Source organism: Neobacillus sp. SAB-20_R2A (assembly GCF_049568635.1).
GTDB classification, from domain to species: Bacteria; Bacillota; Bacilli; order Bacillales; family Cytobacillaceae; genus Neobacillus; species Neobacillus citreus.
In genome coordinates this window covers 2,497,390-2,519,880 of sequence record NZ_CP145895.1, presented here as the reverse complement: position 1 = coordinate 2,519,880, position 22,491 = coordinate 2,497,390, and the positions used below count along the sequence as shown (strand labels likewise).

24 protein-coding genes are annotated in these 22,491 nt (G+C 40.9%); 6 read left to right on the top strand and 18 right to left on the bottom strand.

The features are described 5' to 3' along the window. Positions 1–11: 11 nt before the first annotated feature. Positions 12–860 (bottom strand): gamma-glutamylcyclotransferase, encoded by an 849-nt coding sequence (locus V5M37_RS12340; protein WP_423802182.1) that lies wholly within the window; start codon positions 858–860, stop codon positions 12–14. Positions 861–1,040: 180 nt separating this feature from the next. On the opposite strand from V5M37_RS12340, the gene V5M37_RS12335 reads away from it, so the two are divergent. Next, positions 1,041–1,604: a phosphatase PAP2 family protein gene (locus V5M37_RS12335; RefSeq protein WP_423802181.1), complete on the top strand. Its 564-nt coding sequence runs from the start codon at positions 1,041–1,043 to the stop codon at positions 1,602–1,604. 49 nt (positions 1,605–1,653) lie between these two features. On the opposite strand, the gene V5M37_RS12330 is transcribed toward V5M37_RS12335, so the two are convergent. Beyond that, on the bottom strand, positions 1,654–2,421 hold the full coding sequence (locus tag V5M37_RS12330) for an alpha/beta fold hydrolase (RefSeq protein ID WP_423802180.1): 768 nt from the start codon (positions 2,419–2,421) through the stop codon (positions 1,654–1,656). A gap of 198 nt (positions 2,422–2,619) precedes the next feature. Between V5M37_RS12330 and V5M37_RS12325 the strand changes: the two genes are divergently transcribed. After that, positions 2,620–3,726, top strand: coding sequence for an AbrB family transcriptional regulator (locus V5M37_RS12325; protein WP_423802179.1), 1,107 nt, complete (start codon positions 2,620–2,622; stop codon positions 3,724–3,726). 642 nt (positions 3,727–4,368) lie between these two features. On the opposite strand, the gene V5M37_RS12320 is transcribed toward V5M37_RS12325, so the two are convergent. From V5M37_RS12320 to V5M37_RS12285, 8 genes are all read right to left on the bottom strand, one after another. After that, positions 4,369–5,106 (bottom strand): response regulator, encoded by a 738-nt coding sequence (locus tag V5M37_RS12320; protein WP_423802178.1) that lies wholly within the window; start codon positions 5,104–5,106, stop codon positions 4,369–4,371. Beyond that, positions 5,084–6,694: an ATP-binding protein gene (locus V5M37_RS12315; protein ID WP_423802177.1), complete on the bottom strand. Its 1,611-nt coding sequence runs from the start codon at positions 6,692–6,694 to the stop codon at positions 5,084–5,086. Before V5M37_RS12315 ends, V5M37_RS12320 begins: the two co-directional genes overlap by 23 nt. 70 nt (positions 6,695–6,764) lie before the next feature. Then, on the bottom strand, positions 6,765–8,291 hold the full coding sequence (locus V5M37_RS12310; protein ID WP_423802176.1) for a tripartite tricarboxylate transporter permease: 1,527 nt from the start codon (positions 8,289–8,291) through the stop codon (positions 6,765–6,767). Between the two features lie 62 nt (positions 8,292–8,353). Continuing rightward, on the bottom strand, positions 8,354–8,809 hold the full coding sequence (locus tag V5M37_RS12305; RefSeq protein ID WP_423802175.1) for a tripartite tricarboxylate transporter TctB family protein: 456 nt from the start codon (positions 8,807–8,809) through the stop codon (positions 8,354–8,356). Between the two features lie 60 nt (positions 8,810–8,869). Further along, positions 8,870–9,910: a tripartite tricarboxylate transporter substrate binding protein gene (locus V5M37_RS12300; protein ID WP_423802174.1), complete on the bottom strand. Its 1,041-nt coding sequence runs from the start codon at positions 9,908–9,910 to the stop codon at positions 8,870–8,872. 235 nt (positions 9,911–10,145) lie between these two features. After that, positions 10,146–10,286 (bottom strand): YrzI family small protein, encoded by a 141-nt coding sequence (locus V5M37_RS12295; RefSeq protein ID WP_423802173.1) that lies wholly within the window; start codon positions 10,284–10,286, stop codon positions 10,146–10,148. A 195-nt stretch (positions 10,287–10,481) separates the two neighbouring features. Continuing rightward, a complete protein-coding gene (locus tag V5M37_RS12290; protein WP_423802172.1) occupies positions 10,482–11,087 on the bottom strand; it encodes a TetR/AcrR family transcriptional regulator in 606 nt (201 codons plus the stop codon). Positions 11,088–11,199: 112 nt separating this feature from the next. After that, entirely contained in the window at positions 11,200–11,721 is a 522-nt protein-coding gene (locus tag V5M37_RS12285) for a cupin domain-containing protein (protein ID WP_423802171.1), read from the bottom strand. Positions 11,722–12,009: 288 nt separating this feature from the next. Here V5M37_RS12285 and V5M37_RS12280 point away from each other — a divergent pair, with 288 nt between their 5' ends. Beyond that, positions 12,010–12,207 carry a hypothetical protein gene (locus V5M37_RS12280; RefSeq protein ID WP_213115843.1) on the top strand — a complete coding sequence of 66 codons (198 nt, stop codon included), beginning with the start codon at positions 12,010–12,012 and terminating at the stop codon, positions 12,205–12,207. Positions 12,208–12,300: 93 nt separating this feature from the next. Here V5M37_RS12280 and V5M37_RS12275 read toward each other — a convergent pair whose 3' ends face one another. The 3 genes from V5M37_RS12275 to V5M37_RS12265 form a co-directional block, all read right to left on the bottom strand. Beyond that, a complete protein-coding gene (locus tag V5M37_RS12275; RefSeq protein WP_423802170.1) occupies positions 12,301–13,671 on the bottom strand; it encodes an MATE family efflux transporter in 1,371 nt (456 codons plus the stop codon). Positions 13,672–13,862: 191 nt separating this feature from the next. Next, positions 13,863–14,180 (bottom strand): hypothetical protein, encoded by a 318-nt coding sequence (locus tag V5M37_RS12270; protein WP_423802169.1) that lies wholly within the window; start codon positions 14,178–14,180, stop codon positions 13,863–13,865. A gap of 87 nt (positions 14,181–14,267) precedes the next feature. Next, a complete protein-coding gene (locus V5M37_RS12265; protein WP_423802168.1) occupies positions 14,268–15,551 on the bottom strand; it encodes an MFS transporter in 1,284 nt (427 codons plus the stop codon). A 196-nt stretch (positions 15,552–15,747) separates the two neighbouring features. On the opposite strand from V5M37_RS12265, the gene V5M37_RS12260 reads away from it, so the two are divergent. Then, positions 15,748–16,029, top strand: coding sequence for a hypothetical protein (locus V5M37_RS12260; protein ID WP_213140248.1), 282 nt, complete (start codon positions 15,748–15,750; stop codon positions 16,027–16,029). A gap of 36 nt (positions 16,030–16,065) precedes the next feature. On the opposite strand, the gene V5M37_RS12255 is transcribed toward V5M37_RS12260, so the two are convergent. Continuing rightward, complete coding sequence (locus V5M37_RS12255; RefSeq protein WP_423802167.1) at positions 16,066–16,896, bottom strand: hypothetical protein; 831 nt, start codon at positions 16,894–16,896, stop codon at positions 16,066–16,068. A 163-nt stretch (positions 16,897–17,059) separates the two neighbouring features. Here V5M37_RS12255 and V5M37_RS12250 point away from each other — a divergent pair, with 163 nt between their 5' ends. Both V5M37_RS12250 and V5M37_RS12245 read left to right on the top strand, forming a co-directional pair. Then, positions 17,060–18,274 carry an MFS transporter gene (locus V5M37_RS12250; RefSeq protein ID WP_423802166.1) on the top strand — a complete coding sequence of 405 codons (1,215 nt, stop codon included), beginning with the start codon at positions 17,060–17,062 and terminating at the stop codon, positions 18,272–18,274. Positions 18,275–18,489: 215 nt separating this feature from the next. Beyond that, entirely contained in the window at positions 18,490–19,227 is a 738-nt protein-coding gene (locus tag V5M37_RS12245; RefSeq protein ID WP_423802165.1) for a protein-glutamine gamma-glutamyltransferase, read from the top strand. Positions 19,228–19,298: 71 nt separating this feature from the next. On the opposite strand, the gene V5M37_RS12240 is transcribed toward V5M37_RS12245, so the two are convergent. From V5M37_RS12240 to tenA, 4 genes are read right to left on the bottom strand one after another with little or no spacing between them, the layout of a single operon-like run. Beyond that, the gene (locus V5M37_RS12240) at positions 19,299–20,294 is read right to left on the bottom strand and encodes an ABC transporter substrate-binding protein (RefSeq protein WP_423802164.1); all 996 of its coding nucleotides are present in this window, start codon (positions 20,292–20,294) and stop codon (positions 19,299–19,301) included. A 23-nt stretch (positions 20,295–20,317) separates the two neighbouring features. Continuing rightward, positions 20,318–21,085, bottom strand: coding sequence for an ABC transporter permease (locus V5M37_RS12235; protein WP_423802163.1), 768 nt, complete (start codon positions 21,083–21,085; stop codon positions 20,318–20,320). Next, entirely contained in the window at positions 21,075–21,845 is a 771-nt protein-coding gene (locus V5M37_RS12230) for an ABC transporter ATP-binding protein (RefSeq protein ID WP_423802162.1), read from the bottom strand. Before V5M37_RS12230 ends, V5M37_RS12235 begins: the two co-directional genes overlap by 11 nt. Continuing rightward, complete coding sequence (tenA, locus tag V5M37_RS12225) at positions 21,820–22,491, bottom strand: thiaminase II (RefSeq protein WP_423802161.1); 672 nt, start codon at positions 22,489–22,491, stop codon at positions 21,820–21,822. The genes V5M37_RS12230 and tenA overlap by 26 nt, the downstream gene beginning before the upstream one ends.

The window sequence follows — 22,491 nt, the reverse complement described above, 5'->3', positions numbered from 1 at the left end:
TGACTCGTTTTTTAAAGTGTTTTCACATGTTCTGTCAACTCAGCAATATACGAATCACTTAAAAACCCGTTGCCTCCACGGATAATTTCCTCGAGATAATGGTCAGGCGGTGCTGTTTCAGGGTCTTTCGAAACGACTATGAATGTTAGTACATCTTTGATTGTCTGGCCATCCATCTTGACATCAATTAATGCAGGCCGGTAAAGACGAGTATGAACGCCCTCACGCCGGTATAAATATTCGAGACATTCATATGGAATCTCGTAAACCTTCCCTTCCACAACGCCTCCCTCTTCCACAATGTCTGCCCGCCCGCCGTCAGGCAGCTTTTTTGTAAACCGAAGGGTGTAACCCTTAAGCTCTGCAACCCCTGCTAATTTTTGAAAATAATGATCGACCCCAGCTAGCTTAAACCTGGCATGATCCAAACAGCTGCCATATGCAAAATACAGAACGTTCCCACTTTGTTTTTCAAACTGATACACCTTCCAGTCACCTAGTACGATTGGCGTACTTAACATGCTTTCGTTGTGTTTGGCAACCGTGTAGATATAGGCTTCCGTCTTCCTATTGTCATGAAAAATGTTTTGTTTTTTACGGTCGTATAAATTGTCGTTACTATGTTCCTCATATTCTTCCAATTCGTCCAGGCTGCATAGATGATTATCTGAAACCAGGTATAATTCCCCATATACCGTAGCCGATTCTGATTCTTTCACCGCAGGATATCCTAGTCCGGTGTCGAAAAGTCTTCCGTTTGTCCAAGCCTGCTCAGCTACAAGCTCTGCCCCCTGCAACAAATGATGATATTTTTCATTCTTTCTCAATGTTCCATAAACGAAAACGTAATGTTTGTTCATTTTTTTCAGCAATCCCTTTCGTTGAACTAAATTCATCCATTCTAACCTTATCTTTACTTCGGCATAAAAATCCTAGATTCCTTTTACAGTTAGAGTAATTTTTTTTGGATTTCTTTCTATACATGGGCTGCTGGTTTGCTGGAAATAATAGCATTTAGTTAAAGTGAAGGGGGCTTTTTAATGGATCTCAATATTTTTAGAATAATAAATAAAATGGCTGGTCGTTCTCGTTTTTGGGATATGATCATGATAACCATTTCGAAAAAAGCTCGTTATGTATATGTATTATTATTAATTATCTTGTGGTTTCGCAATAAGAAATTCTCGCTATTAACGGGGGTATCGGTTGGAGTAACCTATATTATTACTTTCATAATAAAATTTTTCAATTATCAACCAAGGCCTTTTGTGAACCATGAGGTGCATTTATTACCTCCTATTCCAGCAAAAAAGGATTCTTCCTTTCTAAGTAAACATACAGCATTGGCTTTTGCGGCAGCTGTTTCAGTGCTATTATATCAACGAATATTTGGAAAAATAATGTGGTATTTGGGTATATTTATCGGAATCTCTCGGATTTGGATGGGGCACCATTACCCTTTTGAAATTATTAGAAGTGCTGCACTCGGAAGTATAGCTAGTTTCACGGTTCACCTTACGAAAAAACTGTGGGATCCATTCTTATCCCGATTTATTTATTCATATAATCGTTTTTGCTCCTTTTTAAAATTCCAATTAAAATAAAGTTAGCAGGAGCAGCCTTTAGGGTTCCTCCTTCTTTTTCATATTTGTTTTAATTATGTTGTTGAATAAACCTGCTGATTAGTTGGTTTAAGTGAGGAGCTGACTTTGTCGGTATCTGGTGCTTTTCATATATAAATTTTAATTCATTATTAGGAAGCTTTTCATTTAATATTTTTGCATATTTATGAAACGATTTATCTTTTTTTCCATAAATCAATAAAACCGGATGATTAATGGTATGTAATTGATTGGTACAATTGTATTGCAAGCTATAATTGTAATATTGTCCGATGTTTCTTGTATCACCATTCAGGGCTTCCTGATACATAGCTTTGAATATTTTTTTATCATCGGAATTGCCCCAAGAAATCCCTAAAGCCAACAAACGTTTGGCTCCTGCTTTGGCAAGTAGCCGTGCCAGAATAATTCTTTTTTCATTATACCAATCATAAACCTCAGACATTCCGCTTATAATAATGGCTCCCAATGCCCTGTCCGGGTTTGTCAATAAAAATTCCAAGGCAATGGAACCTCCGGTGGAATATCCGCAAAGATACGCTTTTGGGATTCTTAGATGGTCCAAGAGATACAGTATGTCATCCGCAATTAATCGATAGGTAAGAGGCTGCTTAGAATAAGAACTGTGGCCATGTCCGCGAATATCAAAACAAATGACTTTGTAACTTTTCGATAAATTATCCATCTGGTATTTGAAATTTGCACTAGTAAGTAAAGGCGGATGGATAAACACAATAGGTACTCCCTCGCCTTTCACGGTATAGTACAAGTTGATTTCTTCCTTTTCCATAACAAGCATCGTTAACACCTCCTTTATTTCATATTTCAAATGGCATTAATATTCAAAGTCACTATTTAGGTTTACTCCTTCATGAAGCCATTATTCCCAAAATTATTGCTTTAAAATATCAAGGATCAATAAATCATGGTAAAATGATGATAATAGTGGAGTATTTGAACATCACACCTTATATATTTCCAGAATGAAGGGTTATCGTTGACAAAATTTCTGAACATTAATGACAATAAAACAAATCGCTTTTTTATAACACTCATCATTGCCTTAATCGGCGCGCTGATTTTTCATTTCCTTCATACCCCCATTCCTTGGCTTTTAGGACCAATGACTGCTGTATTCATTGGCTCGAGGTTTAATCGAATTAATTTATATTGGCCTAGATGGATCCGAGATATTGGATTAATCATTGTTGGTTATTCGATTGGGCTGTCCTTTACCAAAACAGCTCTTGATCAAATTGCGGCAAATTTGCCTTCCATGTTGTTAACGACCACTTTACTAATTTGTTTTTGTGCTGGCATTGCCTTTGTTGTAGCAAAGCTGACTGACGTTGATTATCCAACTGTTCTAACCGGAAGTATCCCCGGTGGTCTATCGCAAATGATTACCTTTGCCGAAGAGATGAAGGGAATTGATATTACAACGGTGACGTTTCTTCAGGTTGCCAGATTAATGATGATTATCTTTTTTGTTCCGTTTCTTGTGTTCGGACCGCTTTTTCAGGATACAGGAAAGGGTAATACAGCCTCATCACTTTTACAAAGCGCAGATCAAACATTTGTTGGAAATTTTCCTCTGATGCTAATTTTATTTGCTGTCATTAGTGTTCTAAGTGCCCTGCTAGCGAAAAAAATAAAGGCTCCTACGCCGTTTTTACTTGGACCGATTTTGGGAACAGCTGTCTTGACGATTGGCGGACTTCACGGACCTGCCCTCACGCCGCCTGTATTAGACCTCTCGCAATTTATGATTGGCGGTTATATAGGACTGTTGTTGAAACCTGAAAAACTGACAAATAAAGCAAAAGTTATTACCCTTGCCATTATCAGCGGGGGACTGATGATTCTCTGCTCATTAGGATTAAGTTTGCTTTTGGTATACTTTCGGTATTTCACTCCATCCACCAGCTTCTTGAGTGTAGCCCCAGGAGGAATGGATCAAATGGGCATCCTCGCTCATGCAATAGGAGCGGACTTATCAATGGTGAGTGGCTTTCAGCTATTCCGGCTGTTTTTCATATACTTTGCCGTCCCGCCAATCCTAAGATGGATATTCAAAATTAAAAAAAACGCAAAATCCACATAAACTTACCAACAAAACAAAAAGTGTAAAACCCGATAAGGTCTTACACTTTTTTTATTATGCTGTTTTCATTTGTTTTTGCTCCTTTGCGACCGGTCCGCTAGTTTTTTCAAGCGTTGGGGCACATAGAAAGGCTATATGCGACCAGACCGCTGTTTTTTTCAAGTATTGGGGCACATAGAGAGGCTATATGCGACCGAGCCGCTGGTTTTTTCAAGTATTGGGGCGCATAGAAAGGCTATATGCGACCGAGCCGCTGGTTTTTTCAAGTATTGGGGCGCATAGAAAGGCTATATGCGACCAAACCGCTAGTTTTCTCAAGCGTTGGGGCGCATAGAAAGGCTATATGTGACCGAGCCGCTGGTTTTTTCAAGTGTTGGGGCGCATAGAAAGGCTATATGCGACCGAGCCGCTATTTTTTTCAAGCGTTGGGGCGCATAGAAAGGTTATATGCGACCGGTCCGCTAGTTTTTTCTAGCGTTGGGGCGCATAGAAAGACTATATGCGACCGGACAAGTTATTTTTCCAAATGTTCGGTCGCTTAAAGCAATTCAATATGTTATTTCTTCTTACTTAGAGCAGTTTTTATATTATGAAAGTAACACTCTTTTAGAAAAGAGCCTTTTATTAATAAAAGTTTCCGCCTCAGGTGGACATTTGTCTTTTGGTGGCGTCTGACACCAAGTAGACGCGTTCAGGGCGGCCAACTGTGCCGTAGGCTAAATCGGCTTCGATTTTGTCCTCGGCGACAAGGTGTTCGAGGTAGCGGCGGGCGGTGGTACGGCTGACACCGATTTCTTTGGCGACTCGTTCTGCGGTGAGACCGCCCTCTGCTCGTCCGAGTACTTCCATTACCTTATCTAAGGTAAGCGGGTCGATGCCCTTTGGAAGGTAAGGCTTGTCCCCCGCTCCTGCGGCCCCCTCAACATCCTTGCGCAACAGCTGGTCGACCTGTTGCTGGGTGACGTGCGGATTATCTTGTCCCAATTGAACAAGCTTTCTATGAAACTCTTGATACCGCAGCAATGATTGCTTGAAACGCTCAAATACAACTGGTTTAATGATGTAATCAAAGACACCTATACTAATTGCCTCTTGAACTTTATCAATCTCTTTCGTAGCCGTAATCATAATGACGTCCATTTGCTTTGCCTGCTGTTTTGTTTCCTTCAGCAAATCTAGTCCGTTCATATCCGGAAAATAAACATCCAACAGAAGCAGGTCCGGCTGCAAAATCTCGATTAACGTTTTTGCTTCCAGATAACTAGCCGCAATTCCCACCATTTGAAAGCCTTCGAGTTGTTCCAAAAACCTCTTTTGGATTTCCGCCACACGTAAATCATCCTCAACAATTAACACTTCAATATCTCGGTTCACCTTCATGCAAACTCCCCCTGCGTTTTGGAATCGCCACTGTAAAAATCGTTCCTTCTCCCTTGGCCGATGAAAACGTCACGTATCCCCCTAATTCGTGAATTTCCTTTTGAACGAGACTCAGACCGATTCCGGAATTGGTTCCTGAATTCTTTGTTGAAAAACCTTCTTTAAAAATCTGATCAGTCAACTCGGCGTCAATCCCTGCGCCGTTATCTTCTACTTCGATAATCAATTCCCTGCCAAGGTCGGTTAAAAACAAGGAAACGATTTTTTCCACCTTGTCATTTGCCCTCACAGCTTCAAAAGCATTGTTGACGAGATTTCCAATAATCGTGACTAGTGAATCCCGGCTGATGTCACCAGGAAGATCCCTAAAACTGCTTTCACTATCAATCGTAAACTGAATTTTCAGCTCGCTAGCCAGGCTGACTTTCCCTAGAATAAATCCGGCAATAATCGGATCAGGTATTTCCTTCATTAAAAATCGAATGAACGATTGGGTAACATCCACTTCTCTCGATATGAAATCGATTGCCTCTTTATAGGAACCTAACTGAATCAACCCCAGCAATGTATAGAGACGATTGGAATACTCATGTGTCTGAGCGCGCAGCCCTTCTGCATAAGCCTTGACATGAGATAATTCCTGAAGCAGGTGCGCCAATTCAGATTTATTCCGCAAACTCGCTACAGCCCCGATAACGGTACCTTTGTTGTTAAAAATTGGCACTCGGTTTGCTAAAAAGATTTCCCCAAAAATCATGAATTCCCTGTCATATTCGGCCTGACCGGTCCTGACTACATCGAGCAAATGCGTATTTTCCAGCACTTCTTCAATCCTTGTCCCACGTAGAACGGTATCGCAAGGGACCTGTAAAATTTTATGCGCTGTTTCGTTGACAACCGTTATTCTTCCATTCGTATCAATGGCAATTATTCCTTCATGAATGGATTCAAGGATCGCATGCTTTTCCTGATACATCCAGGCAATCTCCTCTGGCTCAAGCCCCAAAAGTGCCTTTTTAATATTAAATGAGATTAATATAGCAGCCAGAAGACCGCCTAATAAAATAATCATGATGGCCCAAAAGACCTTCTTCTGAATTCGCGCCACTTCTTTTTTAATATCTGTCTGCAGGTACCCTACAGAAACGACGCCGGCAACCTGTCCACCAATAAAAATTGGAGCTTTTCCTCGTAAAGAAGGTCCAAGTGTCCCAACTGATTCCGATATAATTGATTCTCCTTTAAAAACACGGTCATTATCTCCACCAACCATTTTTTTGCCTAAACGATTAGGGTTAGGGTGTGAATAACGGACCTCATCTCGATTTCCGATAACAATAAATTCCGCACCCACCTGTTTGCGTATTTTTTCCGCAATAGGCTGAATAATTAAAGCGGGGTCCTCCGCACTAAACGCCTTTTGTATTTCCGGCATGTTCGCAATTGATTGTGCAACGGATAACGCCTTCGTTCCAATCTCATGCTTCAAATTCGTTTCCATGATATTTTTAAACGTAAATTCTATGATGGTCCCCATTATAATAATAACTATAGAGATTCCCAGCATCAGTTTTGTATGTAAACGCATGCAAACACCTCTATCTTAATAATATATTAAAAAAACTCCTTTAAAAAGGAGTTTTTTGTAATCTTCAGATTTATCCCTCAACATTAATGATAACCTCTTTACCCCTGCGCTTCATCATGAATGGCACGACGAGCCATAATAGGGTGATTAATAGAAAAATTAATGAAATTGGGCGGGAAAGAAATACTGTATAATCACCATTCGAAATGGTCAATGCTCTTCTAAGGTTATTCTCAACCATTGGGCCTAAAACAAGTCCAAGAACAAGTGGAGCAATCGGATAATCATTTTTGCTTAAAAAGTAACCAAGAACACCGGAGGCTAATAACAAAAGTAAATCGTAAGTCGATACTTGGACTGCATAAACACCGAAAATCGAAATGGCAATAATCATTGGAATCAAGTACTTCTTTGGTGTCTCGATAATTTTTGCAAAAACTTTTACTAGAGGCAGATTTAAGATTAATAGCATAAAATTTCCGATAAACATACTGGCAATCAAGCCCCACGCCACTTGTGGGTGGTCTTCAAATAATAATGGACCCGGTTGAACATTGTACATCATCAGAGCCCCCATCAAGATAGCAGTAGTCCCAGAACCCGGAATACCTAGTGTTAATAATGGGATCATCGCTCCGCCTGATGCAGCGTTATTAGCGGATTCAGGAGCAGCAACTCCAGCAATCGTACCTGTTCCAAATTTTTCAGGTTTCTTTGAAATCTTTTTTTCTAGCAGATAAGAGAAGAACGATGCGAGTGTTGCTCCTGCCCCCGGTAGAATACCGACGAAAAAGCCGAGTAGTGATCCGCGGACAATTGGAGCTGCAGACTCCTTGAATTCCTCCTTGGACGGCAGCATATTGTTGATTTTGGCAATTTCTCCGTCATCCTCTTCTTTTTCAAGGATGGTTTTGAACACCTCACCAAGTGCAAATAAACCGACCGCGAGTGTCAAAAACTCAATTCCCTGGTATAACCATGGGATCTCGAAGGTAAACCGGGCAATCCCCGAAACATTGTCAATTCCAATCGTTCCTAGCAAAAGACCGCAAACCGTCATAATCAACGCTTTCGTTACCGATTTTCCAGCTAATCCGCTGACCGCCCCAAGCCCAAGAAGCATAAGTGAAAAATATTCTGCTGGACCAAATTTAAGAGCAACGTTTGATAATGGCTTTGCTAATAAAATAAGTGCGATAATTGTAACAATCCCGGCAAAGAACGAGCCGATTGCCGCAATCGAAAGGGCGCTCCCCGCCCTCCCTTTTTTCGCCATTTGATAACCGTCCAGGGTCGTCACAACGGAGGACGATTCTCCCGGTGTATTTAATAGAATCGAAGTTGTCGAACCCCCATACATCGCCCCGTAGTAGACACCAGCAAGAAGAATGATGGCGCTGGTCGCTGCCTGCTCCGGCGGAAGTCCGCCGGTTATCGATGCTGTTACCGGAATCAAGAGCGCGACACCGCTCATAGGTCCAATTCCTGGAAGCACCCCAACCGCGGTACCGATTAAAACCCCGACAAAAGCAAAGATGATATTATACCAGATAAGTGCTGTTCCAAAACCTTGTAATAAATAATCAAGTATACCCATGTCCGTACTCCTTTCTAAAAAGCTGACATTTCCTTAAATGCAGAAGGTCTATTGCTTCAAACCTACGAGAACCATATTGGCCAGCCTGGCAGTGTCCCTTTTAAAACCTCCACGAATAAAAAGTAAACAAGTCCAGAAAATGCTGCTGAAATGATAAGCGAATTGATCCATTTTGAACGTTCCATCGTTTGAAAGCAGACAAATAAAAATAAGAATGTGGTGATTACATAACCAATGGATTCCAACGTTAAAATATAAAGCAAAGTCGCAATAAAAATAATGATGAAAGGTTTGTATTCTAATTTTTCTTTATTTTCCTGCTTGTTTTTGTTTTGGAACGTCTCAAAAAACAAGCGAATACTTAACAACACTAGCACGTTTCCAAGGACGAGCGGGAAAATATCCGGCCCGACCACGCTTCCGTAAGATGAACTGGCAATATGCCGGCTGCCGATGATAAACAATACGCCTACTGCAAGAAACAGGACTGACGCAATACGGTCGAATTTCAATTCCATTCGAAGTCCTCCTTTTTGAAAAAATAAGGGAAGGAGAAAAGCAACTCCTTCCCGCCTTTATTACTTCTGCATGCCTAATGCTGATAATAATTCTTTGACTTGCTTATCCTGATCTCCTAAGAATTTTTGGAAGTCAGCGCTGTTTTTGTATTCCAATTCCCAGCCTTGTGTTTCAACTTCTTTTTTCCATTCAGGTGACTGAACCAGCTTGTCGATGGTCTTTTCCCAATAAGTTTTAGCTTCTTTAGACATTTTTTCCGGTCCAAACACGCCGCGCCAAATCGTGAACTCGGCATCTACACCCTGTTCCTTAGCGGTTGGAACGTCTTTGAAATCGCCGCCTAAACGTTCAGTTGAAGTAATCGCCAATACGCGAACCTTGCCTGCTTTTAAAAATTCTTTTACGCTCGAAGCATCTGTGCCGATCACGTCTGCGTTACCGCCAAGCAATGCCGTAATTGCCTCACCGCCGCCATCATAGGAAACGTACTTGATTTTGGTTGGATCCACTCCGTATTTAAAGGCCGGAAGAATAGAAATCAAGTGGTCCATTGAGCCAGGTGCGGAACCGCCGGCAAATGTTAGTTTAGTAGGATCTTTCTTCACTTCATCTAATACAGACTTTAAATCTTTGAATTTTGAATCCGCTTTTACAACGATTGCTCCATAATCCTTTGTCAGCTGTGCCAATGGTGTAGTGTTTTTATAACCATATGGGCTGTTACCTTCTTTTTTCAGATTGTTAATAATGATCGGCGGTGAGTTGACAAACAGCATGTCATTGTTTGTTGCTTGCTGTGTGGCGTATTCCGCCATAAACACGGCACCGCCGCCGCCCGGCTTGTTTTCAACCGTTAACGGCTGCTCCACCAATTTGGTTTCGCTTAAGATTTTTGTGAAGGAGCGTGCTGTTAAATCCCAGCCGCCGCCTGCCCCGGATGGTGCCACAACGGTAATAGCTTTTGTTGGATAGCCTGTCCCTTCTTCTTTTTTGGCTGCTGGACTTGAAGTTTCTTTGCTGGCACCGCTGCTACATGCAGCGAGGCTTAACGCCAATGCTCCCGCAGTCACCACTGTTGAAATTTTTTTGAAACTAAACATCTTTTTAATTCCCCCTTGTAAACGTTTACCTAATTCTACAAAAAATTTAGAATATTGAAAGTTTATATACTTAAACAGCATTAAAACCTTATTAATCATTTTGTTCATTTTGTTCACAATGAGGCGTGGGGACGGTTCTCGTGCCTCAAAATTTCGTTAAGCGGACCTCTTGAGACCATTCATCCGGTCCAACTAAGCAAAAAAAAAGCTAGGGCCTCTGCCCTAACCTCTATGATTATTTAAAATATCTCATCGAAATACGTTGATTTTTATTCGCATCATGTAGTTTTTCTATATAATCATCCTGTACTGCCTCTTTTAAACTTTTTGTTCGTTTTGTGATGGTGACGGTTAAAAACAAAATATTTAGAGTCATAATTTGCCCACCTTTCTTTCACTTTTTAAAATGACCAGTCGGTTTATTTAGTCTCTAAAAAAATAACCTTCAAAATAGACTATTAAGTCTATTTTGATTTTATTATATATTTATGCTGAATTCAATGATTTTGCGCTGAAATATCTGAAAAACCGCATGAAGAACAAATTTGTTCCACATGCGGTTCTCGTCAGGCTAAGCCTTAATTTTTCTTAAAAACATTTCCTTCATCTCGTTAATCACATCATTACATGGAAAGTCGGGATAGATCGTTTGAATCATTGCCCCATCAATTATCGACCAAAACACATTGGCATAAATGTCTGGCTTCAGATCCTTCTTTATCTCTCCTGAATGCTGCCCCTCTTTAATGATCTGTGAAAAAAGCTGGATAAAATACTCGTGTCTACGCTGATTTAATTTTTCCAATAATTCTGGGTGACGAGAGGCATGAAGTTTAAATTCATCGTGGACAACAATATTGCCGATATCCTCTCGATCCCTTGGTGATAAATACATATCAAATAGGTGTATTATTTTATCTATGGAATTGGTGCAGTTCCCCAATTCGCCGGTTAGTTTTTCATACGTAGCCTCTGTACTCGCCTTCATCAATTCCAGAAAAATTTCATCTTTGCTTTTGAAATAATTATAGATGGCCCCTTTGCTAATTCCGGAATGCTGCACAATGTCGTCAACGGTAGCAACTAGGAATCCTTTCTGAGCAAAGCAGACAAAAGCGCTATCCAATATCTCTTTACGCTTTTTTTCTTTATAGGAATCGGATACAATTGGCGGCATGGCTGTTCCCCCTTTTGCTGAACGAAAAAATATTATGACCAGTCGGTTTATTTTAATTATAGTTTTAATCACCATAAATTATCAATGAATTCATCATTTTTCTACATATAATTTATTCTGGCAATTCTTTATACGCCAGTTTCAAAATGATTTCTCTATGCTGAGGATATTTTTGTAATAGCTCGTCCTGTGTAAACAATTCAAAATCCTGAAAATCAAAGCCAGGTGAAACCATGCAGCCTACAAGCGAGCATGTTTCTTTCTCCATTACTGATGAACCGAAAATAGCATTTTTGGGGACAAGCGCTTGCGGAACTTCGCCATTGTTAAAATTCAATCCAAGCCTAATTTCCTCATATTCTCCATTTTCATGAATGATATGAATAGTCAAAGAGCTTCCACCATGAAAATACCATAATTCATCTGACTTCAACCGATGAAAATGGGAAACATCTTTAGACGTCAATACAAAATAAATACTTGTATACAGCTTTCGTTTTCCATTATAATTCACAGCTAACTCTTGGTCAGATATTTGCTCGGAAGATTCAAAAGTTCGTTTATAATAACCGCCTTCGGGATGAGGCTCCAGCCCTAAATTTGTCACCAAAGATTCCAGCATTTGAATATCCATATATTTATACTCCTCTTCATATATAACTATTTAAAAATAATTTTTATTTTTGGTTTTAGATCACGCTTTTTGGAATATTACGTATAAATAGAATAGTAAGATAAATTTTCCTCCGAAAGTATTTTTTTAAATGTTAATTTGTCTATTGAGAAAAGTCAAATCTATGAATCAGCTTCTAGGAGAATATGAAAAATTTGTATAAATTTGATACAAAATAACGATGGACTATTTTTAAAAGCCTGCTATAATGCAATATATAAATATATTACACACGTAAAGGTGGGCATTATGGGGAACACTTGTAGATATGTTGTCAATGCTCTTGGTAAGGGTGGGGAAACATATTATACACAATGCAGAGATAAGCAAGAATTGAAAAAGTGGATTACTGATAATCAAGAAAAATTAGTTATGAATGAACTGCAAATCACAGATAAAAACCAAAATCCATTACTAAAATTATTTGGAATAAAAAAGTTTTTTTAACAAAAAGACGCCATTCTGATGCAATGGCGTCTTTTCATTTTATTAAGAGAATTTCAGAGTGATTGATTTAGTGAAATAGCGTTTCAGGCAGATTTACCCCACTTCCAACATTTCAACGTTAGTAAATTTGTGTTTTTGGATGTAGATGAGCCTGATGGCTAAGGCGATTCCTGCGGCAAGGAGACCGATGGTGAGGCCGATCCAGTAACCCCTTGCCCCTAATCCGGTATTGTGTGCCAATAGGTATCCAGCAGGCAAACAGATGAGCCAGTAGGCAACTAACGTCATAATAAAGGCCAAATTCACATCTTTATATCCTCTTAACGCTGCCTGGGCTGTTGCTTGGATGGCATCGGAAATTTGAAAAAACAGGGCGAAAATTAAGAAGTTTGCCGTCAAACTTATAACCGCCGCCTCATTCGAGTAAAACCCTGCGACCTTGTAGCGAAAAGCCACCACAAATAATCCTGTCACAAGCGCAATCAACACCGCCAAAACAATACCTAGCCAGCTATAGACCTTGGCATCCTTATAGCGGCGGGCACCCACTTCATATCCGACTAGGACCGTCTGGGCCATTGAAATGCTGATAGGTATCATGTACAGGAACGACACGATGTTCAAAGCCGATTGATAGGCAGCAACAGTTGTTACATTAAACTTACTGATTAAAATAGTAACGACTGCAAACATGCTTGTTTCAAAAAACGTCGACAACCCCATCGGCACTCCAATTTGTAAAATCTCTCTGCACTTCGTCCACGAAAATTGCTTCATATTGCTAAATACGGGGTACGTAGAGAACGGTTCTTGTTTTAACACAATCAAAACCGTAAAAGCTAAAATCACCCAATAGGTAATCGATGTAGCATAGCCTGCACCTGCACCACCTAACTCAGGAAAGCCCCATTTGCCAAAAATAAACACATAGTTTAAGAGAAAATTTACAGGCAGGGATGAAACCATGATCACCATAACAACACGGGTTTTTCCCAAAGCATAAATAAACGAGCGTAATACATTAAAAATAAAAAGCGGCAAAATCCCATAACTAAGCCCGACCAGATAGTTAAAAGCGGTATCCTGCACACCTCTTGGAAGATTCATCGTTACTAAAAGCGGTGCCAATAAAAAGAAACCAAAAACAATGATAACCAATGTTAAAATGATGGAAAGATACACACCATGCTTAACCACGGCTGCAATTTCATGGCTCTTTTTTTCGCCAAAATATTGTGCAGCAATCGGCGATACTGCCAGGAGAATGCCGCTCAAGCCTGTAAAAATCGGATTCCAAATTGAAGAACCAATCGCAACACCGGCCAGGTCGGTTGAATGATATTTTCCCGACATGATCGTATTGAAAAACACCATGGAAAACATCCCAAGCTGGGTGATTAAAATTGGAACTAACAGAACGAAGATTTGTTTTATTTTATCCTTCAAGGTGATAGCCTGATTCATGGGTAGTAAACTCCTTAAAAATACATTCAAAAAATAATTATACTAAATATTTGTTCCATTTTCCTCTATTATTTTCGTTTCTGTGGTTCACAATATCCGCTGGGAATTAAACAATATGCCCGCAAAAATTAAAAGCAGGAGCCATAGCCCCTGCTTGATTCACGAACAACCTGTTCTGTTAATTAACCTTTTCAGCCTTGGCCTGGCTGGTAGGTACCGTGGCCGTGATGATATCCGTGGCCTGGATAATAGCCCCCGTGGCCGTGGTGATACCCGTGGCCCGGATAATACCCGCCATGGCCGTGGTGATACCCATGTCCTGGATAATAGCCCCCGTGGCCGTGATGATACCCATGTCCCGGATAAAAACCGCCCTGGCCGTGATGATAGCCCATTCCCGGATAACCAGGATAACCCATGCCTGGGTGCGCACCTGGATATCCCATTCCCGGATGACCAGGTGGTGCATAACCTCCGCCTGGTAAACCAATTGTTAATTGTCTATCCATTCTTTATCTCCTCCTCAAAATGGTTACAAATTAGTATATGTGTCCAAATTGAATGAGGGATAGGCTTATTGCCCAATTACTCCAAGCTTATACAATTGCCTCTTCACTTGGCCTGTTCACTTCGCGCCGATTTTCCTTGATCATCATTCCGCCGAGTAAGCCAATCAGGGCGAATGCGGCAGGAATAATAAACCCATAGTGGTACCCCACACTTGCACCGAATGAATGGAAATGGTCTAATACCTTACCAAAAATGCTCGGTAAAAGTACCGCGCTGATAAACCCCCCTGTGTTCGCAAATCCTGTGACTACGCCAACCTCCTTAATAGGGAAAGACTGACGGACGACCGCAAAGGTTAATGTACTGCCGCCATTTCCGTAACCTATTAAAAAGAAAAGCATATATAGTAGGAAAACAGGCGGATTTCCACCGAAAAGCAGAATGACAGTCCAGCTTAGAAAAATAACAACATGAACCAGGACATATGGTCTTTTGAGTGAATCAATCCGTGCTGAAACCCAGCTTGTTACAGGCGCACCGATGATGGCGCCAATCAAGCCAATCATAACCAGCTGGCTGGCAGCGGATCTTGTCATGTCATATACATGCATTCCGTATGGTACAGCCCATGAACCAATAAATCCAACATATGTCCCTACCGCTCCAAAATGACAGAAAAAAGCTGCCCATGCCTGACGATTTGAAAAAATACGGCGCAGCATCACCAAGGTTTTTTCCTGCCTCGGCTGTTTTTTAAGATAAGACTTTTGCGGCTTGGTTTGGTTCAGGCCCATTTGATTTGGCTTCATGACCAAAACGTAATATAAAAGAATTCCAGTAAGGCAGAGAATAATACCCGTTGTCAAAAAAGGCGGTCTCCAGCCAAAGGAGGCAATTAATGCAGAGAAGGGAACTGTCGCCAATAAAAATCCTAAGCTTCCGGCCATTCCTGCTAAGCCAAGCAATTTTACAAATTCATTGGCTCTAAACCACCTGCTTAAAATCAACACCAAATTGACCCAAATGGCGGCATCCCCTATTCCTACCAGCAATCTTGCAGCAAAAAGGATGGCTTCATTCGAGGCAGTACTATAAATAATTGTCCCAAGCCCCGTTAGGACGGTTCCGCCAATAAGAAAATAATTTGGACCCAAACGGTCAGATAAAATCCCAATCGGAATTTGCAGTCCAGCATACGCCAAAAACTGTATACTTGCCAACAAACCGATCGTGGCTGCTGGTAAATGGAATTCCTTCATTAATTGATCCGAAATTAATCCAGGTGCTGTTCTTTGACTTACAATGATAAAATATGTAAACAACACTGCCGTAAAAACTATCCATCTATACTTGCTATTTCGTTTTTCCAATGTTTCATACCCCTGTTGTATTGATTATTTCCCTTATTATACTCCATATTTCCCTAGATGAATTCCCTAATTTCCGATGGAGGCGGTTACATATAAAAAAATTTCAGTTCTCGAAATAATTGCTATTTGTGATTCCCGTCACCCCGTTCCTTCATCCATTTTTACTAAAATAAAACTACAGGGGAAGGTGATAAAATTGGAAAAAAGAATATCTAATTTTTCTATTTTTGAGAATTACCATGATAGGCAGGTCGTTTTAAACTACTATGAGGACGAAGATTTTTTATGGAAAAGAGATGGGTTTCATTTTGATAAAATACAATTTTTAAATGGAGTGCTTTTATTTACAAAAAAAGATGGAAGAACCTTTTCCATTTCCATTAAGGATTATGAAACTGTATCACTAAATACTGATTTTCAAAACTACTTCATGTTACGCAAGGGCTGTGACCGTATGGAAATGTATTTTCCAAATTGAACCGAAAAAAATGGGGACCAATATAGGTCCCTGTTTTTATTGTTTCGTTATTTTTGAAGGATTATTAATTTTATATAAGACTGGCACTTCGACAGTGAACTCCTCCGCCGCGTCCTTCCCTTTTGCTAGTTTTTTTGCGGCCACCTTCCCATCGAATTCGAGCATATCCCCAGGGGCAAGCTCAAACTTTTTCAATGTTTTGCTGTGGCTGCACCAGGCTAGACCAAGTTCGAGAGGGTTTTCCTGGACGATTTGGACATTTTCAAGGACAACGACTTCATCGTTTTCCTCATTAAAAGCATTGTAAGTCAGGGCAAACTGCTTCACAGTGGCTGTAAAATGCACTTTATCTGCAGGCAGCTCTATTTTAGGCGCCTTTTCCTTTTTAGGTTTAGCCTCTTTCACTTTTGCCGGTTTGGCCGGCTCGGCTTGGGTGTTGATTTCCTTTGTTTCTGCTTTACTTTCCAGGTCGATTTTTGCAGATTCCTCCTCACTAACTGTGGTATCTGCTTCCTCTACCTTCACATCCCGATCCTCAAGCGTAAGCATGCTTTCCTTCCCGAAACTTGCCTGCTGCATTTCCTTTAAATAAGCCGGGTGAATACAGCTAAGGGTTCCATCTGAAAATTCTATTACAAGGGTGTAGTTTTGATTTCCGTACATTTCATAGCCTTTTATGCTTACCAGGCATTGAAATCCTCTGTCCTTATACCAAAATTCTTTTTTTGCTGCTGACAACCCCCATTCCTTCAACTTCCCTTTAAAATCCTCTTCACTTTGAAAGCTCTCATATTCTCCCATTGGCGGTATGTATTGGGTTGACTTCTTTTTCGTCAATTGAGACTGCTGTGCTGTCAAATATTGCACATCCTTCCACTATTAATTTGTATTTTATTATAGCATGTTCTTCTTGACTGGCCTAAAAACAGCGATAGTGATGATGGGTTTATTTTTTGAAAAATACTTAGTGCAACGAAGATTTTTGGATGTATAATAGCTTTGTATATTTAAAGATGAACGGTGGAGACAGATGCGTACTTATAATGAAAAAATCAGCATATATCATGGAATGGTTTCGACAGTTGCGACAAACTTGGCAAGCAACTATTTTCCTATATTCGCCATTTCCATCCTTGGGGCAAGCAATTATCAGGTCGGATTAATCAGTTCTCTGCCGCCGCTTGTCGCCCTCATTATGACCATTCCTGCTGCTGTTATCCTAAATCGGTTGGAAGAGCAAAAGAAAACCGTTGCCTTATCCGTTCTATGGGCAAGGGTATTGTTTTTGTTGCTCATTGGTGTGGTTTATTTGCAGTCATCCATGCAGGCATGGACATTTTTATTGATTATTGCCTTAATGAATGTTCCCGGTACCATTTCAAACGTAGGCTGGCAGACATTAATCAGCGGGATGATTTCCGAAGAACGAAGAGGTACATTTTTCAGCGACCGTAACCGGCTTTTAACGTTGGTAGGAATGGTAACAACACTGATTATCGGGATTGTCATGAAGAAAGAAACAGATAACGCGGCTGCATACCAGACCTTATTTTTTATGGCCTTTACCTTTGGTGTACTGGAAGTTGTTTTCTTAATGAAGCATAAGGAAACGATCAAGGCAAAACAGGTGAAGGAACCGAAGAATTCTTCGATGGATTGGTCAATTTTTAAGGACCGGGGCTATAAATGGTTTCTGATTGCTGCCCTTTGTTTTAATTTCACTTGGCAAATGGCTTGGGGTCTATTCAATATTTATAACGTAAAATATGCTCATGCCACGATTCTGTGGATTAGTATTTTCTCTGTTGCGAATCAGCTAGTACAAATTTTTTCCTATCCGCTCTGGAAAAAATGGGCCGATCAAAAATCCAATACATTAATGCTTGTGTGGGTGGCAGCTGGAATGGCTACTGCACCTTTCTTAAATGCTATATCTACGAACCTTTACTATTTAACGTTTGTCAGCATGACTTCGGGATTCTTTGTATCAGGGACCGTGCTGCTGTTGTTTAACCTATTGCTTGAGCAATCACCGAAGGAAAAGAGAACCTATTGCATTACCACTTACAACGTTCTCCTCTCCTTCGTCGCCTTCATCGCACCGCAAATCGGCATCTGGCTGCTCGAAATCGGCGGAATCATAACCGCCCTCAACATCAGCACTGTATTTAGATTCATGAGCGCCCTCGTCTTTCTGCTCATGTACATGAAATCCTTGAAAGTGTCTATGAAGGTATCTCAATGAAGGTTTTACTACGTACGAAGATGTCAGGCACCTCTTGTTTACAATGTCCCCCTGAGACGGACGCATAATATGGAAATTGCTCTTAAAAAGTTGGGGTTTTTATCCCAACTTTTTGTTTTTCAAACTAGGCAGTGGAGAATTTATTTTAAGTGTCACAACTAGGGATTATTCATAATCTAAAGGTAGGCTGATATCTGATTTCGGGGGGGGAAAATATGATTCGTATCAATAATCAGGTTGTTAAGGCTGAGGAGCTTTATAAACAAATCACCAACCAAGAGCAGCGTAAAATAATAAAACAAATGACTGCTTATGAAGAGGTTTATTCGTATCAAACCATGGAGCAGCTTAAATTCGAACTGACTTTTCGGTCCAATACGATGAGAGCTGCCCGCGAACTGAACAAGAGCGGAGCAATATTTACAACCTTTACCTATGCAATCTGCAATAAAAAATATTGGGACCGGCTCGGCAACGGAGGGTTCCTACTGAAGCCAGGGGCAAGTCCTTCGACTGCTATTCTAGACATCTTAAAAAACGGAAAGCTATATGCTTTTGAGTGTTCCACTGCTATAGCCATTGTTTTATATATTGCTACCCTTTATTCAATTGGCAGAACGCGGTTTGATTTGCTGTTTGAACGCCTATATTTAATGGACTGGCAATTTGATGAGGATTTGCCGATCTACCAAAAATTCGGTGATGATTATTTACCAGGAGATGCTCTTCATTTCAACAATCCAGATTTCAGTCCAAAGGAACCACATTGGAGAGCGGAAAATGTCATCTATTTTGGCGGCGATCAATACTATGGCCACGGAATCGGTATCCGAAACGCCAAAGTCATTATCGACTTCCTAAACAAAAAACGAAAACCCAGCCCCAACCACTCAGCCTACCTGATGAACATGATCTCTCGCCCAAATTATTCATATTTTCTAACATATCATTAATGGTTTCAGGCACCGCGCGTGGACATTTGTCCACTTACGGTGCCTGACCATGACATCAAGATTATTATTTATTAAAAGTTAATATAGGCATCTTCTGGTTTAATATCTTTATTGATGATTTTGGTATCCTTTAGCCATTTAGCAGCATGTTCCCAGACTACAGAATCCTGGTAGCCGAATGGTTTATCTCCTGCATCCATCAACGGCAGCAGAATTTCGAGGCTCTTAGTCTCGATGTCCTTTTCCAGTGGCGATGATTTGTCTTCATGCTTTAATAGAATGGACAGCCCCTCTTCCGGATGGTCCGCAACATATTTTTGTCCATCTCTTATGGCAGCCATAAACTTCTTAAATACTTCAGGTTTTTCCTTTAACCCTTTTTCACTTCCTACCAGCACCAATTCATAATAGTCTGGAACACCATAATCTGCTGGATTTAACGTACGCATTGGGTGTCCCTCTTTATCAAGCAATAATTTCTCATGATTGATATAGCCGCCAATCAAGGCATCGGTTTTTTTCGTAGCCATCGCCGGAATCAAGTCCCAGCCGACATCGACCATTTTTATCTTTCCCGCATCTCCGCCATCTTCCTTTACCATCGTTTGAATGATCGCCTCATCTAAGGGAATCGATGGATAGCCGATGGTCCGTCCAGCCAAATCCTTCGGTGATTGAATCGGGCTATCGGCTGCAACCATTAATTGGTTAAGCGGATGTCTAACGAGAGCAGCGAATGACCGGACAGGAATATCCTCTCCACGTGCTACTAATACCTGCGGCTGGTAACTGATCGCCATGTCAAATTTACCAGCGGCCACAAGTTTTAAAGGATCGTTCGTGTCTGCAGGCATTTGAATGTCGACATCCAGACCTTGTTTTTTGAAATAGCCTTTTTCCTGTGCTGCGAAAAGAAACGAGTGAACGGCATTCGGATACCAGTCAAGCATCAAGCTGACTTTCTGGAGGCCCTCCTCTTTAACGGGGGACTTATCGGCCCCTGCCTTCCCGCATGCGCTAACTAACAGAAGCAGCAAACTCACCATAACCAATAAACTTTTTTTCACAATAATAACTTCCTTTCAGCAAATTAACGAATCTTATTTTTAATTAACTTTTTTTCTAGTAAGCTTATCAACAAAAACAATACAATTCCCATTAAAGAAAGCAGAAAAATAGCTGCAAAGACTGAATCTGACTGGAGGTTTGAAGACATCCTCCGGCTAAAATAGCCCAGCCCTTCACTTGCCCCCAGCCACTCTCCGATAGTGGCGCCGACGACACAATAAACCACCGCCATCTTCAAACCGGACATGATGGATGGCAAGGCCATCGGAACCTGCACCTTTTTAAAAATTGTCCAGCGTCCGGCCCCCATTGTTAACAGTAATTCACGATATTCGCTTCCGCCCGCCTTCAACCCGTCATAAGTACTCACAACGATTGGGAAAAAAGCTACCAATATTGTCACAGCAACCTTGCTCCATATCGTGTAGCCAAACCACATGATAAAAATTGGAGAAATGGCAATCATCGGGATCGTTTGAGAGATGATTAGAAAAGGATAAAGCACTTTTTCTAATATCTTAGAAAAATGCATACTAACGCCTAAAAGCAGCCCTCCTATAAGCGAAAGTCCAAAGCCAATCAAAACCTCTAAGAATGTCGCCGGTAAATGCTCGCCCAAAAGAATCTCACGATTATTCACAAGTGACTCGCCGATTGCCGTAGGTGCAGGCAATATAAATGAAGGCACCATTCCAGCTTCAACTACCCACTGCCAAATACTGATTAAACAAATGGCCGTCAGCAAAAACAAACCGTATTCTCCGGCCCATCTTTTCCATTTACTCCTCATGTTGTATCAGCCGCTCCAATTCTTTACGCATTGAAATAAACTCTGGTTGATAAATAGATTCTGAATTTCGTGGTCTTGGCAGGTTGACCTTGTATTCCAGGACTCCTCTATTTTGAAGGAGAAGAATTCTATCGCTTAATAGAATTGCCTCCTCGAGATCATGTGTGATGAACAGGACGGTCTTTTGAAGCTCACCCCATAGCCCCAATAACCAGCTATGCATGGTTCGTTTCGTTAACGAATCCAGCGCCCCAAACGGTTCATCCAACAATAAAAGTTCCCTGCCTGTCATAATGGTCCGTAAAAAGGCGACACGCTGTTTCATTCCCCCTGATAATTCATCTGGATAAGCATTCTCATATTCCTTAAGGCCAAAACGGGATAACCAAGCACGGATTTCGTGTGACTTTTCCCGCTTGTCCTCTTTCGCGATTTCTGAGGGCAACAGCACGTTTTCCATTACCGTCCGCCAAGGCAGCAGTAAATCTTTTTGCGGCATATAGCCAACTTTTCCTAGTCTGCCTGAGGATAGATTCCCAGCAATTTGTATTTTTCCCTGGCCCGGTTTAAGCAGTCCGGTAATTAATTTAAAAAGTGTACTTTTCCCTGACCCGCTTGGGCCAATAAGGGAAACAAACTCCCCCGCCTTTAAATCGAGCGAAAGCTGTTGAAAAATCGGCTGCATATCCCTATCAAATGTATATGTTAAATCTTCGATGTGTAACATATTTGAATTAGACAGGCCAATCTCCTCCCTCATAGACCATGTCCCAGAACATATACTCAAACCTGGATGTGGTGAGAAAATGCTCTTCTAAAACCGCCAATTCTCGCTCTGGTTTTCCTTCCGTTAATTTATCTAACAAATCGATTAGCCAGAGAGCCAGCGACCCAAATTCATCAGAAGAGTACATTTTCACCCAGTCGCCGTATAATAGATGATCGCTAGAGTTTTGATAGTTTTCTGCTAGCATTTTACCGATTTCCCAATAGCTCCACATACATGGCAGCAGACTTGATATTAATTCCTCCAAAGAACCATTTTGAGCCACATTTAACATGTAGCGGGTGTAAGCTAAATTAATCGGAGTAGCTTCGGTGCCTTCAAGATCCTGTTCCGAAATTCCAAACCGTTTCGCATACTCGCGGTGAAGGTCCATTTCACCATGTAAGGTTTCATCTAAAAGCTTTGCAAAAGCTGCCATGGTCTCAACATCTCTCGCCTTCACCGTTCCAAACGCAAACAACTTTGAATAGTCAATAAGAAACACGTAGTCCTGCTTCATATAGCGGATAAAAGATTCGACCGGAAGATCGCCACGTCCCAACCCGACTACGAATGGATGCTTATGTGTTTTCTCCCAAATTCCCTTAACTTTTTCAAAAAGCCGATCAGAAAATTTCAT